Annotated in this window: 11 protein-coding genes; 2 read left to right on the top strand and 9 right to left on the bottom strand. The window is 47.8% G+C overall.

Translation table 11 applies throughout. The annotated features are described in order from the left end of the window. Positions 1 to 11 precede the first annotated feature (11 nt). The 8 genes from ACFODX_RS12940 to sbcB form a co-directional block, all read right to left on the bottom strand. Positions 12 to 557 carry a FixH family protein gene (locus ACFODX_RS12940; protein ID WP_378119742.1) on the bottom strand — a complete coding sequence of 182 codons (546 nt, stop codon included), beginning with the start codon at positions 555 to 557 and terminating at the stop codon, positions 12 to 14. Positions 558 to 633: 76 nt separating this feature from the next. Beyond that, positions 634 to 2,055 (bottom strand): cytochrome c oxidase accessory protein CcoG, encoded by a 1,422-nt coding sequence (gene ccoG / locus ACFODX_RS12935; RefSeq protein WP_378120105.1) that lies wholly within the window; start codon positions 2,053 to 2,055, stop codon positions 634 to 636. 114 nt (positions 2,056 to 2,169) lie between these two features. Then, a complete protein-coding gene (gene ccoP, locus ACFODX_RS12930) occupies positions 2,170 to 3,087 on the bottom strand; it encodes a cytochrome-c oxidase, cbb3-type subunit III (RefSeq protein WP_378119740.1) in 918 nt (305 codons plus the stop codon). A gap of 24 nt (positions 3,088 to 3,111) precedes the next feature. Continuing rightward, the gene (locus ACFODX_RS12925; RefSeq protein WP_378119738.1) at positions 3,112 to 3,327 is read right to left on the bottom strand and encodes a cbb3-type cytochrome oxidase subunit 3; all 216 of its coding nucleotides are present in this window, start codon (positions 3,325 to 3,327) and stop codon (positions 3,112 to 3,114) included. Continuing rightward, complete coding sequence (gene ccoO / locus ACFODX_RS12920) at positions 3,327 to 3,938, bottom strand: cytochrome-c oxidase, cbb3-type subunit II (RefSeq protein ID WP_324257711.1); 612 nt, start codon at positions 3,936 to 3,938, stop codon at positions 3,327 to 3,329. Before ccoO ends, ACFODX_RS12925 begins: the two co-directional genes overlap by 1 nt. Positions 3,939 to 3,948: 10 nt before the next feature. Next, the gene (gene ccoN / locus ACFODX_RS12915; RefSeq protein ID WP_378119735.1) at positions 3,949 to 5,406 is read right to left on the bottom strand and encodes a cytochrome-c oxidase, cbb3-type subunit I; all 1,458 of its coding nucleotides are present in this window, start codon (positions 5,404 to 5,406) and stop codon (positions 3,949 to 3,951) included. A gap of 277 nt (positions 5,407 to 5,683) precedes the next feature. Continuing rightward, entirely contained in the window at positions 5,684 to 6,901 is a 1,218-nt protein-coding gene (locus ACFODX_RS12910; protein ID WP_378119733.1) for an argininosuccinate synthase, read from the bottom strand. 168 nt (positions 6,902 to 7,069) lie between these two features. Then, positions 7,070 to 8,533, bottom strand: coding sequence for an exodeoxyribonuclease I (gene sbcB, locus ACFODX_RS12905; RefSeq protein ID WP_378120103.1), 1,464 nt, complete (start codon positions 8,531 to 8,533; stop codon positions 7,070 to 7,072). Positions 8,534 to 8,671: 138 nt separating this feature from the next. Between sbcB and can the strand changes: the two genes are divergently transcribed. Together can and ACFODX_RS12895 are read left to right on the top strand one after the other, a co-directional pair. Then, positions 8,672 to 9,301 (top strand): carbonate dehydratase, encoded by a 630-nt coding sequence (can, locus tag ACFODX_RS12900; protein WP_324257715.1) that lies wholly within the window; start codon positions 8,672 to 8,674, stop codon positions 9,299 to 9,301. Between the two features lie 207 nt (positions 9,302 to 9,508). Further along, positions 9,509 to 11,812 carry a PAS domain S-box protein gene (locus tag ACFODX_RS12895; RefSeq protein WP_378119731.1) on the top strand — a complete coding sequence of 768 codons (2,304 nt, stop codon included), beginning with the start codon at positions 9,509 to 9,511 and terminating at the stop codon, positions 11,810 to 11,812. 38 nt (positions 11,813 to 11,850) lie between these two features. Here ACFODX_RS12895 and ACFODX_RS12890 read toward each other — a convergent pair whose 3' ends face one another. Further along, the gene (locus ACFODX_RS12890) at positions 11,851 to 12,921 is read right to left on the bottom strand and encodes a protein-glutamate methylesterase/protein-glutamine glutaminase (RefSeq protein WP_378119729.1); all 1,071 of its coding nucleotides are present in this window, start codon (positions 12,919 to 12,921) and stop codon (positions 11,851 to 11,853) included.

Genomic DNA, 12,921 nt, shown 5'->3' with positions numbered 1-12,921 from the left:
AAACAGCCCGGTTATTTAACGCGCGGTGCCAACCCGGCTTGTTCACTGATTCGAAAATCAATTTCACCACTCAAGCTCCAAGGTGCCTCTTTGCGCTGTGTTATCTCAGCTATTGGGTAGAGTGTGAGATACCAGGAGTATTCCGGTTTGGCCAATAATTCACCGCGATATAGGCCAGGAGCTATAGCTTTTAAGCTGATCAGCTGATCCTTCTCCTCTTTGACTGGGTGCCCCATCATCAAAAGAATACTGTCTGGAAAAGCATCGCCTGCAACAGACGCACTGACCAACTTTAAACTGACCTCGCCACTGGTGCGATCAAACTGTAGATCGGCATGAATACCCAGATCACGAGCACGCTGATCCTGCTCCAGCGCCTGATTAATCATCCGGCCCTCTTTGTAATAGTTGTCGATGATTACATCATCCGCCCCGTTGAGCGCTATGCTCACGGTGATACTGCACATGATCATGATGTAAATCAGCGGACTGAATACAAACCAAAACCAAAACTCCCGGTACCAGGGTTTTGCATTCTCAGCGACTAACTCACTCATAGGATTACCTGCTCGAACTGGTTGAAATCCACTCTGCATGAATTAACAGAGTGAATCGGGATAAACATCTCTACTATCAAGGGCCGATAAACGTGGTGGTATTAACTGCTGACAGCTCAGGATTTTCACGTGCGCGCACTATAAAACGTATCTCGGTTTTACGCGTGGTTAATGCCGACTTGGGAATAGTGACCCGCACAGGTAGGGTAATCACCTCGCCTTCCAGCGCAGGCATAGCCCTGTAACCCTCAATCTCAAATGGATAATCGCCCTCTACTTGCAAATCATAAACATGGGTCTTGCGGTCCATATTGCTAATCTTAATCGTATACACGTTCTGTATTTCGCTTCCAACTACGCGGTACATACGAACACCACGATCCCGTTGAGCCTCCAAACCGACAGGCACACGGGTGGCAATCGAGTAGACAAAGAGCGATATCATAATGAGCAACATCAAACCGTAACCCAACAATCGCGGACGAAATACTTTTGTTTTGCCGTTTTGGATTGCATCTTCGGTAGTGAAACTAATCAGGCCGCGTGGGTAATCCATTTTATCCATCACGCTGTTACAGGCATCCACACAAAGACCACAATCGATACACTCTGCCTGCAAGCCATCGCGAATATCTATGTCAACTGGACATACTTGTACGCACCATGAGCAATCAATGCAGTCACCCAAACCCTGGGCTTTATAATCATCACCTACTTTACGTGGTCCACGTTTTTCGCCGCGCAGGGGGTTATAAGAGACTGTCAGTGTGTCCTTGTCGTACATTACCGCCTGAAAACGAGCATAAGGGCATATGTACTTACAGAATTGCTCCCGCATAAATCCCGCATTCATATATGTTGCCCCTACAAACAAGGCAACCCAGAAAAATGGGACAAGGTCGAGATCGAAAGTAAAAAAATCAACGACTAACTCACGAACAGGCGTGAAATAACCGACGAATGTGAGTGATGTGATCAGACTGATGGTGATCCAAATAAATTGCTTGGCGCTTTTACGCCAGATTTTTTCGAAGTCCCAAGGGCGAGCATCCAACTTTATGCGCTTATTGCGATCCCCCTCGCAGACAAATTCCGCCCAAATAAACATTTGGGTCCAGACGGTTTGAGGACAGGTAAAACCACACCATACACGACCGACAAGCACTGTCACGGTAAACAGTAAAAAAGCAGATATGACTAGCAACCATGCGAGATACATGGCGTCCTGAGGCCAAAAGGTCAGCCACAGAATATGAAATTTGCGCTCGGGGAGATCGAAGAGCATAGCGGGGCGACCATCAATCACCAACCAAGGCAATAGCAAAAAGCCCAGCATCAGTGGGACACCCGTATAACGGCGCAAGCGCTGATAGAAGCCCGTTATGCGACGCATGTAAATCTTGTCATCTGCCTCGTACAAGTTCACATAGCGAATTGCAGGTTCGACAGGTTTCTCATCAGGAGAGTGGTTGGTGGTTTTTTCACTCACGGGAAGCACCTCACTAGTTAACTGATCGGGCAATCCCGGCAGCTACACAGGTATCCAAAAACAGGACAAAAAAAAGGCAGGCCTTAGCCCGCCTTCCTTGTGACACAACCAATCTGCACAGAATTAGTTGTTATCATCCAGCGATAAGCTGTATACATAAGCAGCCAACAGATGGATACGATCCTGCTTTAACAAATCTTTCTGGGCTGGCATAACCCCATTGCGACCGTGACGCAGAGTTTGGCGAATGGTGGCAGCCTCGCCACCGTACAGCCAAATGTCATCAGTTAAGTTGGGCGCGCCAAGCAACTGGTTACCCTTACCATCGACTCCGTGGCACGCCACACAGTTGACCTCAAAGTGTTTTTTGCCAGCAACTGCTTTGGCTGCATCATGTTCAGCACCGGACAAACTCAGCACATACTCTGTTGTCTCAGCAATACCTTTTTCGCCCAACAGAGCGGACCAAGCGGGCATGGCAGCCTTACGACCATGGTTCAAGGTTTCCAAAATCTTATCGGGGGTGCCACCATACAACCAATCTTTGTCGGTCAAATTCGGAAAGCCCGGGTTACCACCACCATCTGAACCATGACATACCGCACAGTTATTGAGGAACAGACGGAATCCCATTTTCAGTGCGTCAGGGTTTCTTGCAAGATCCTCAATTGGCATTTTTGAATAAACACCATAAGTTTCGGCATAGATAGTTTCAGCTTTGGCTTGGTCACCACGTAATTCACCTACTGAGGTCCAAGCACCGGTATCTTTCCAGGCTATACCTTTGTAAGCGCCCAAACCAGGGTAAATAACAAGATATACCGCGCTGAAAATAAACGTTAGCAAGAACATGTAGAACCACCAACGCGGCAAAGGATTATCGTACTCCTCAATACCATCGTATTCATGGCCGGTTGTTTTTGCTTCCGTGCTCTCCTCGCCGACTACCGCACGTTTGCGGTTGGCAAATAGAATCCACAACAGCAACACCAAATTGGTGACTGTGAGGATAATGATCCAAAGACTCCAAAAAGTACTCATAGTTAAATCCGCCCTAATCGATGATTACTTGTGATCATCAGTCTGCTTGTTGTCCGGTTGCTGGGTAGCCCGCTGATTCTGGCCGGGCTTTTGGGTGTTAATGTCATCGTCAGCAAAGGGTAGCTTTGCATCTTCCTCGAAGCGTTTCTTCAATCTCGGAGAGAACGCCCAAAAACAAACGCCGAAGAAGGCAATCGTCACTAACACCGTAGAAATAGCACCAAGGGTACCCGTATCCATTAACGCTTCTCTTTGAGCAAAACGCCCAGATTCTGTAAGTAGGCAACCAAGGCATCCATCTCTGTCACGCCCTTCACTGCCGCTTCTGCACCGGCTATATCTTCCTCGGTGTAAGGAACACCCACAGAAGCTAAGGCACGCATCTTGGCAGCGGTATGTTTACCGTCAAGCTTGTTGTCGTACAACCATGGATAAGCAGGCATGATCGACTCAGGCACTACGATACGTGGATTAAAGAGGTGAACCTTATGCCAATCGTCTGAATAGCGACCACCGACTCTCGCTAGATCTGGCCCAGTGCGTTTGGATCCCCACAAGAATGGATGGTCGTATACCGACTCTCCTGCCACAGAGTAATGACCATAACGCTCAACTTCAGCTCGCAATGGTCGCACCATTTGTGTATGACACACGTGGCAGCCCTCGCGGATGTAGATATCACGACCTTCCAACTGTATAGCCGTGTAGGGTTTTAAACCCTCGATGGGTGTAGTGGTTTCTTTCAAAAAGAATTGGGGAACAATTTCCACCAAACCACCAAAACTGATAGCGATGACCATAAATACTGTCATCAAACCAATGTTTTTCTCGACTATTTCATGACCTTTCATGGCATTCCCCTTAAACAGCTGGCGCCTGAACAGGCTGGGTAGCGTTGGCGATAGCAGCCTTTTTGGAGGCGCTCACCGTACGGTAAGTGTTGTAAGCCATTACGAGCATACCAGTGAGGAAGAACGCACCACCGATCAAACGCATAATGTAGCCACCTTTACTGAATACAACAGTCTCAATAAAGCTGTAAGTCAAAGAACCATCCGGGTTGAAAGCACGCCACATCAAACCTTGTCCGATACCATTGATCCACATAGCAACAACATAGAGAACGGTTCCTACAGTCGCTAACCAAAAGTGTAAATTGATCAGTTTCACACTGTGCATTTCTTCGCGATCAAACAGCTTGGGAATCATGTGGTAAAGAGCACCAATAGAAATCATTGCCACCCAGCCAAGAGCACCTGAGTGAACATGCCCAACAGTCCAGTCAGTGTTGTGAGACAGTGCGTTTACGTTTTTGATTGCCATCATTGGGCCTTCAAAGGTAGACATACCGTAGAAGGACAAAGCAACAACAAGGAAGCGTAAAGTTGGATCGGTACGCAATTTATGCCATGCGCCTGAAAGAGTCATGATGCCGTTGATCATACCGCCCCAGCTAGGTGCCAAGAGGATTAACGACATAACCATACCCAATGACTGAGTCCAATCTGGCAAGGCTGAGTAATGCAAGTGGTGAGAGCCAGCCCAGATGTAAAGCGAAATAAGCGCCCAGAAATGAACAATAGATAATTGGTAAGAGTAAACCGGGCGACCCGCTTGTTTGGGTACGTAGTAATACATCATGCCGAGAAAACCAGCAGTCAGGAAAAACCCTACCGCATTGTGACCGTACCACCACTGAACCATAGCGTCAGCAGCACCGGCATAGGCGGAATAGGATTTGGTCAGAGTGACTGGTACTGCTGCACTATTAACGATATGCAGTACGGCAACAGTGAGAATAAAGCCACCATAGAACCAGTTAGCTACATAAATATGAGAGGTTTTGCGTTTGACGATGGTACCGAAAAAAACGATTGCATAAGAAATCCACACTATTGCAATCAAAATATCGATTGGCCACTCCAACTCTGCATACTCTTTAGAAGAGGTCATGCCCTGAGGGAGTGTGATCACAGCTAGAACAATCACTGCCTGCCATCCCCAAAAGGTAAACGGCACCAACCAGCCACCAAACAAGCTGGTTTGACAAGTACGTTGAACAACGTAATACGAGGTGGCGAATAGCGCACAGCCACCAAAAGCAAAAATCACTGCATTGGTGTGCAGAGGGCGCAAACGGCCGAAATGCGTATAAGGCTGCAGCAGATCATTTAAACCTGGCCACACCAATTGTGATGCGATAAGGACGCCAATGCCCATGCCCACTATGCCCCATAAAATGGTCATAATGGAGAACTTGCGTACTATATCGAAGTCGTATACTGGAGGATCCCCAGCTACAGTCGCATGACTACCCATAGGACTTTCCTGTTACTTAAAGAGAAATGAAAACTTGTTTGTCTTTGGCCGCACAATTAGATGCACGAGGCTTCACGACGATCATCAAGCCTATAACCCTACTGAAGGTGCGGCATTTTGCCTCATGTGCGGCATTTTGTCCCACGCAAGTAGTTATCGGATTGATATTTATCAAATTATTTATGCGGAATTAACCCGGGCGCGTTATTTATCGGTTTGGTGACTCCCCCCGCCTAAATAAAGCGCCCGTACCCATAGAACTGCGGGCAAGTGATACTTATTTAAGTACACGACCTTTGTTTGCAGCAATACGCATACGCAGTGCATTCAGTTTAATGAAACCTTCTGCGTCTTTTTGGTTGTATGCGCCAGCATCATCTTCAAAGGTCGCTATTTTTTCATCAAACAAACTGTCAGCAGAGCGACGACCAACAACACTCACTGAGCCTTTGTACAACTTCACACGCACATCACCGTTTACATGAGTCTGCGACTGATCAATCATCGCTTGCATCATCAAACGCTCAGGGCTCCACCAGTAACCGTTGTAAATCATGTCCGCATACTTGGGAATCAAGCTGTCCTTCAAGTGGGCAACTTCACGATCCAAAGTGATAGATTCAATCGCGCGGTGTGCGCGCATCATGATGGTGCCGCCGGGAGTTTCATAGCAACCGCGAGACTTCATACCGACATAGCGGTTTTCTACGATATCCAGACGACCAACACCGTTCTCACCGCCGACTTTATTCAAGTAAGCCAGCACAGTAGCGGGAGACATTGGTTTGCCATCGATAGCAACGATATCGCCTTTCTCGTAAGTCAGTTCGAGGTAAGTCGGTTTATCCGGAGCGGCTTCAGGGGCAACAGTCCAGCGCCACATATCTTCTTCGGCTTCAGTCCAGGGGTTCTCCAGAACCTTACCTTCATAAGAAATGTGCAGCAGGTTGGCATCCATGGAATAAGGTGATTTCTTCTTCTTTGCGTAATCAACCGGGATATTGTGCTTCTCACAGTAAGCCATCAGGGTCTCGCGGGAGGTCAGATCCCACTCGCGCCAGGGTGCGATTACTTTGATACCGGGTTTCAACGCATAAGCACCCAACTCAAAGCGCACTTGGTCGTTTCCTTTGCCAGTAGCACCGTGAGAAATAGCATCAGCACCGACTTCGTTAGCAATTTCAATCAAACGCTTGGCGATCAGTGGACGAGCAATTGAGGTGCCTAGCAAATATTCACCTTCGTAAATAGTATTGGCACGGAACATGGGGAACACAAAATCGCGGACAAACTCTTCGCGCAAGTCATCAATGTAAATTTGTTTAACACCCAAAGCCTGAGCCTTGGCGCGCGCGGGTTCCACTTCCTCACCCTGACCAATATCAGCGGTAAAGGTGATCACCTCACAGTTATAGTTTTCCTGTAACCACTTGACGATCACGGATGTATCCAGGCCACCGGAATAGGCCAACACGACTTTTTTAATAGATGACATGGGAGCTCCCGCTAACACTCATTGACAATTCTTACAGCAGAATCAGGCGCCATAAACGCAGACCGCTGCCTTCTTGGGCGCAGAATTGTACTAGCAAGCGGATGAAATTCCCACCGCTGCAAGGACTAAAAAGGGCGATATAACAATAACCAAGCACGTCACCCCAGCCTAACAAGCCGCCAACAATTGCGCGCCATAACCAGCCAAACGCTGCAACAACTGACGCTGCTCCGGGGTAGTCGACTCAGCCCCCATAAGAATTTGTATGCGCTGCTCAAACTCCACCAACGTTAATGAAGACTGTGCCTCTGGCGAGGTAAGCCGCCAGCGGCAAAACTCCCGCCAGCGCCCCTGCTCTGGCGGAGTTAAGCTGGCAGGGTAATTGCGCGCCCGGTAGCGAAAAAGCATTTCCGCCAAACGCGAATCCTTGAAGGGAAATTCGCCGCCCGCTAGAGAGGAAGGATCTGCGGTGCGCACTTTAGCCATCAAATGCTTGTCATGATCATCAAAAAAACCATCGTACAACTGCTGCTCTGGATCAGTTTTGCCAGCATATTGGTTTGCTAGATACAGCTGCTGCAAGCGCTGCAAGAGATCCTCGCGCTCGCTCAGGGTCAAGTTGCGCAGCAAGTGCCAGTGCGCTTCGCAGCGCTGTTTATCGATACCCAACCGATTGGCGACAGCATCATCCAGCATCGCAGCAGGCATTAGCATAGGGGTTTTATTCAGGTGCACCTCTTTGAGAGCCAAGCGCTCTACCCCTTCAGGCAGATCCTCGGTGCGTGTAAACAGCCGCTCACGCAAAGCCTCAACCGGCAAACTGAGCAAAGCCCTGGGGTCCGAACTGAGGTTGTATGTGATGATCGAATTTTTGTTAGTTGGGTGGATTGCCAGAGGTAAAATCAATGCTGCGTTGCCATTTTCGGACGGAAAGCGTGAGGAAATGTGCAGTAAAGGCTTGGCGGAATCTATATCGATCAAGCTTGCAGCAAAACGCTTGTCACGCAGGCGATAGGCGTAGTCATACAACTTGGGTTGGCGGGTTTTAATTAACTTGGCCACTGCAATAGTGGCATACACATCAGAAAGTGCATCGTGAGCCGCGTCATGCTTGAGGTTGTTAGCCTGGCTCAACATCTCCAGCTTGAAACAGGGGCGACCATCTTCATAGTTGGGCCACTCGATGCCCTCGGGGCGCAAGGCCCGAGTCATTCGCACCATATCGATAATGTCCCAGCGCGAATTACCGTTGCGCCACTCGCGCTCATAGGGATCAAAAAAGTTGCGATAAAGCGTATAACGTGTCACCTCATCGTCAAAACGAATGGAATTAAAACCGACACCACAAGTGCCAGGCCGCGCCAATTCACGATGAATAGCAGCAATAAATTGATTCTCCGGCAGCCCTTTTTCCTGGGCTACCTGTGGCAGCAGTCCGGTAATCAAGCAAGCCTCGGGTTTGGGTAGTACATCGGGGGCGGGCTGACAGTAAATCATGAGCGGTTCGGCGATCACATTAAGCGCCTCATCGGTACGCACACCCGCGAATTGTGAGGGGCGATCAATAGCGGGAACTTCGCCCCAGGTTTCATAATCGTGCCAATAAAGACTTGCCGATACAGCGTTTTTCATATTACTCATTCCAGACATTTTCCGGGTTAAACGGCAGCACCAAAACCGAGCAATCTAACACCTGCCAAATACTTTCCCCTATACTGCGCGGGATTTTTATCCTGAAATTTTTCATTAAAGTCCCGCCTTGGAGCCACTATGAGTGATTTAGAGAGCCTGTTCGCCAGCAACGCAAAATGGGCCGAAGACATCAAACGCAGAGAGCCTGACTTTTTTTCCAATTTGGCACAACAACAAGCACCGGAATATCTGTGGATTGGCTGTTCTGACAGTCGTGTGCCAGCCAATCAAATTGTGGATTTGGCACCGGGCGAACTGTTTGTACATCGCAATGTAGCCAACGTAGTAATCCACACTGACTTAAACTGTATGACCGTTCTGAACTATGCAGTTGAGTTTCTTAAAGTAAAACATGTAATGGTGACTGGTCACTATGGTTGCGGCGGCGTTAAAGCTGCTTTGGAAAACCGTAAGCTGGGCTTGATCGATTATTGGCTGCGCAACATCCGCGATGTTTATTACAAGCACAAAGAAATTGTTGATGAAATCCAGGACTTGGACGCTCGTGTCAACCGTCTCTGTGAATTGAACGTGGTGCAGCAAGTAGAGAACATTGCCCGCAGCAATATTGTTCAAAACGCTTGGGCACGCGGCCAGGAGCTGAGCATCCACGGTTGGATTTACGACATTCACGATGGCATTTTGCACAAGCTGGTACCACCAGTGGATTGTATTGAGCAAATCCCCGAGCAGTACCGCCTTTACTAAGCCAAAGTCAAAAATACTGCTCCGGGTGATTTACCCGGAGCAGTCATACCCAAAGCAATATTGTTGTTAGCCTGCGTGCAGGTAATACCCTGTAATTCCCCACCCCAAAACTTCCCTCCAGAATTAACCAATGCTGCTAGAAAGCCCTAGTCGCTGTTCTATACTTGGCCAATGCTCAATACACTTTCACCACTGGCGAGAAAATAAATGCAGGATAATCCACCGCCACCGCCCAAAACAGAATTTGAAAACCAGGTTTCCGGTGAGTCCTCACCTGAACTCTTTCAACGACAACATTTAGAACCGGAGCAAGTTCGCCAGCTCTACCAGGGTTTCCCGCTTTCGCTGTTCTCATCGATTGTGGTCGCACTGTGTCTCAGCGCCTCACAGTGGAAAGTAATTGCGCACGCTGACATCATTCTGTGGAACCTTATTCTTGATAGCGCATTACTTGCACGCCTGATTCTCTGGCTTAGCTGGAAAAATGTGCATCAACTTTACTCTGCACGATTCTGGCTCAACACCTTTCGCTTAGGCACCTGGCTAACTGGTTTAGCCTGGGGTTCTGCCGCGTTTTTATTGTTTGCCCAGGATGCAAGCATCTATCAAGCACTGCTGGCATTTACGCTCGCGGGTATCGCCACCGGCTCGGTTACCTCCCTCACTGTCGATAAATACTGCAGCATTGGTTTTGTGATATTAGCCATCAGCCCACTGTGCGTGGTCATGCTATTGCACAACAGCCCTACCGCTATTGCTATGGGAAGCATGAGCTTCATGTTTATTCTGTTTGTAATTGCGGGAACTGCTCGCACTCGCAACATGATGACCGATCAACTCAACAAACAGTTTGACTTGTTACGTCTCAGTGAAGCACTCGATAAAAAACAACGCTTGGAACAAATAATCAATAGCGCCCAATCCACCTTCATTCAGGAAAATAATGTTCATGCCGCATTGGAAAGCTTACTGAAAAATACCTTAAACCTATGCGACAGCAAGCTAGGATTTATCAGTCAGGTTCATAGGGATGATCAAGATCAACCCTTTATGCAAGCATTGGTTTTCTCAAGCATCAAAAGCAACGACTTACAACTGAGCTTGTTTCGCGAAAAAAACCTGCCCTCCAATGGAGAATATCGAAATCTCGGCACCATGTTCGGCAGCATAATGTTGACCGGAAAACCACTCATTACCAGCCATCTCGGTCGCGACTTACGCGCAGCAGCACTTCCACCCGGTCACCCCGCTATAGAAAGTTTTATAGGCATTCCGGTATTTAACGGCAAAGAACAAATTGCCATTTTAGGCTTGGCCAATGCACCAGCTGGTTATTCCATTGACACAGTTAACTACCTTGAGCCAATCCTCAAAAGCATTGCCCAATTCATACAGACACTCAGTCATCAGCAGCAACATGAACAAGACCAAGCCGCTCTGGAAGCGAGCAACCAGCAACACCAGACCATTCTCAACGATATTGCCGATGGCATTATCATCATTGATAAATTTGGCATCATCCAAAGTTTTAATCATGCGGCGGAAACGATTTTTGGTTACCGCGCCCCGCAGGTGATAAACAAAAATGTCAGCATGTTAATGCCGGAGCCTTATCGCTCTATGCATGACAGCTATCTCCAAAACCATTTAAAGACCGGCAAAAAAAATATTCTCGGAATAGGCCGGGAGGTGCGCGGCATTCGCCGCAATGGACAAGAATTCCCCATGGACTTGATGGTGTCGCGGGTATATCAACAAGGCGAGCCGGTATTTATTGGAATCGTCAGGGACATTACCGAAAAGAAACGTATTGATGACCTGCGTATGCAATTCATCAATGCCGCCACGCGGGAAATTCTGGGGCCACTGCACTTGATCAGTGAGGCCATTACCTTGCTACGCAAACGCGCCAGTGAAGAGCTTCCTGAACATCTGGTTAACCTCACCGAAATAGTCCAAAGCAATAATTACCAGCTACAAAAACTCATGGGCAATTTGCTGGAAATGCAAAATTTGTCGCGTACAGATTTAACCTTCAATCTCAGTTATCAGCCTGCATTGCCGTTAATTCAGGCTGCGGTAGAACAACAGCAAATTTTTTGTGATATCTACCAAAACAAAGCAGTAATCAACCACAACTTGAACAACCCGATGATCAATACTGACTCCCGCCGGTTTGAACAAGCCGTTGGGCATATTTTGCAGTTCTTATTAAAAGCAGCAGGGCGCGATGGACTGGTAGAAATAAATTTGATTGAGGAGAGAGGGCAAGTGAAATTTGAAATGAAGTGTATTTCTCACAAATTGGACAAGGCAGCCCGGAGCGAATTGCAACAACAAATAGAACAAAAAACCAGTTTACACCGTGCAGGATATAAAGAAGGGGTTGAGCTTGGCTTGGCTATCGCCAAAGAAATAATACAACGAATGCATGGCACCATTGAGCTGCAGCCACATATGGAAACTATCAATTTTGAAGTCGGCTTCCCTCAAGCGCCACAACGTTATTAATCACTATGCTGTTAAAGGTTGAAGGGATTTCATAAAGGCTACAGGCGATTACCGCCACCAAGCGATTTAATTTTTTCCAGTAATACTGAACCCATTTTATCCAGCACAACGGTTTGATCGACTGCGCCTATTTGCACTGCTTCTTTGGGCATACCATAGACAACACAACTGGCTTCATCTTGAGCAAAGGTATATCCGCCTTGTTGTTTAATCGCCAACATTCCCTTCGCGCCGTCTTTGCCCATTCCAGTCAGCAACACACCCAACACATTTTTACCTCCAGCCAAGGCAACAGATTCCATCATGACATCCACTGCTGGCCGATGCCGATGCACAGGCTCTGCATCAGAAAGTTTGACAAGATAATCTGCGCCTGAACGCACAACAATCAGATGGTGACCACCAGGCGCCAAAAAAGCATGCCCCGGCAATATTCTTTCGCCGCCTTTAGCCTCCACCACATGCAACCGCGTGACTTTATTCAAGCGCTCTGCATAAGTTCGCGTAAAACCTGCCGGCATATGCTGGGTAATAACAATACCCGGCACAGCCGCCGGTAGTTGCAACAATAAATCCTTAATAGCTTCCGTACCTCCAGTAGAAGCACCTATAGCAATTATTTTTTCTGTTCCCTGCATAGGTGATGTAATTTTTTTATCTGATGCCACAATCTTGTCGCGATGATTATTGGCATCAGCCAAAGGCTTGACCTTCACTTGGGCAGCCATCTGAATTTTTTCTACAATCAACTCCGCATAATCACGAATGCCAGCGGTAATGCCGAGCTTGGGTTTAGGAATAAAATCCACAGCGCCAAACTCAAGTGCCTGTAAGCTTGCCTCAGCGCCCTCCTCCGTCAGAGTAGATATCATAATCACTGGCGTTGGTCTGGCGCGCATTAGTTTTTGCAGAAAACTCAAGCCATCCATGCGCGGCATTTCAATATCAAGGGTAATCACATCCGGGGAAAACTGTTTCACCATATCTCGCGCAACATACGCATCCGGTGCCAAGCCCACCAATTGCAAACCGGGTGTAGAGCGGATTATCTCCGCCAACAAACTACGCACTAACGCCGAATCATCGACAACAAGCACTTTAATAGCCAC

Origin of the sequence: Cellvibrio fontiphilus (assembly GCF_042646205.1) — a bacterium.
GTDB lineage: Bacteria > Pseudomonadota > Gammaproteobacteria > Pseudomonadales > Cellvibrionaceae > Cellvibrio > Cellvibrio fontiphilus_A.
Note: the sequence above shows the minus strand (reverse complement) of the source record. Positions and strands in the feature narration are given on the sequence as shown.

Excerpts from the sequence above, each read along its gene's own strand:
- ACFODX_RS12940 (WP_378119742.1), bottom strand. The coding sequence starts at position 557 with ATGAGTGAGTTAGTCGCTGAGAATGCAAAACCCTGGTACCGGGAGTTT.
- ccoP (WP_378119740.1), bottom strand. The coding sequence starts at position 3,087 with ATGAGTACTTTTTGGAGTCTTTGGATCATTATCCTCACAGTCACCAAT.
- ACFODX_RS12925 (WP_378119738.1), bottom strand. The coding sequence starts at position 3,327 with ATGGATACGGGTACCCTTGGTGCTATTTCTACGGTGTTAGTGACGATT.
- ccoO (WP_324257711.1), bottom strand. The coding sequence starts at position 3,938 with ATGAAAGGTCATGAAATAGTCGAGAAAAACATTGGTTTGATGACAGTA.
- ccoN (WP_378119735.1), bottom strand. The coding sequence starts at position 5,406 with ATGGGTAGTCATGCGACTGTAGCTGGGGATCCTCCAGTATACGACTTC.
- ACFODX_RS12910 (WP_378119733.1), bottom strand. The coding sequence starts at position 6,901 with ATGTCATCTATTAAAAAAGTCGTGTTGGCCTATTCCGGTGGCCTGGAT.
- sbcB (WP_378120103.1), bottom strand. The coding sequence starts at position 8,533 with ATGAAAAACGCTGTATCGGCAAGTCTTTATTGGCACGATTATGAAACC.
- can (WP_324257715.1), top strand. The coding sequence starts at position 8,672 with ATGAGTGATTTAGAGAGCCTGTTCGCCAGCAACGCAAAATGGGCCGAA.
- ACFODX_RS12895 (WP_378119731.1), top strand. The coding sequence starts at position 9,509 with ATGCAGGATAATCCACCGCCACCGCCCAAAACAGAATTTGAAAACCAG.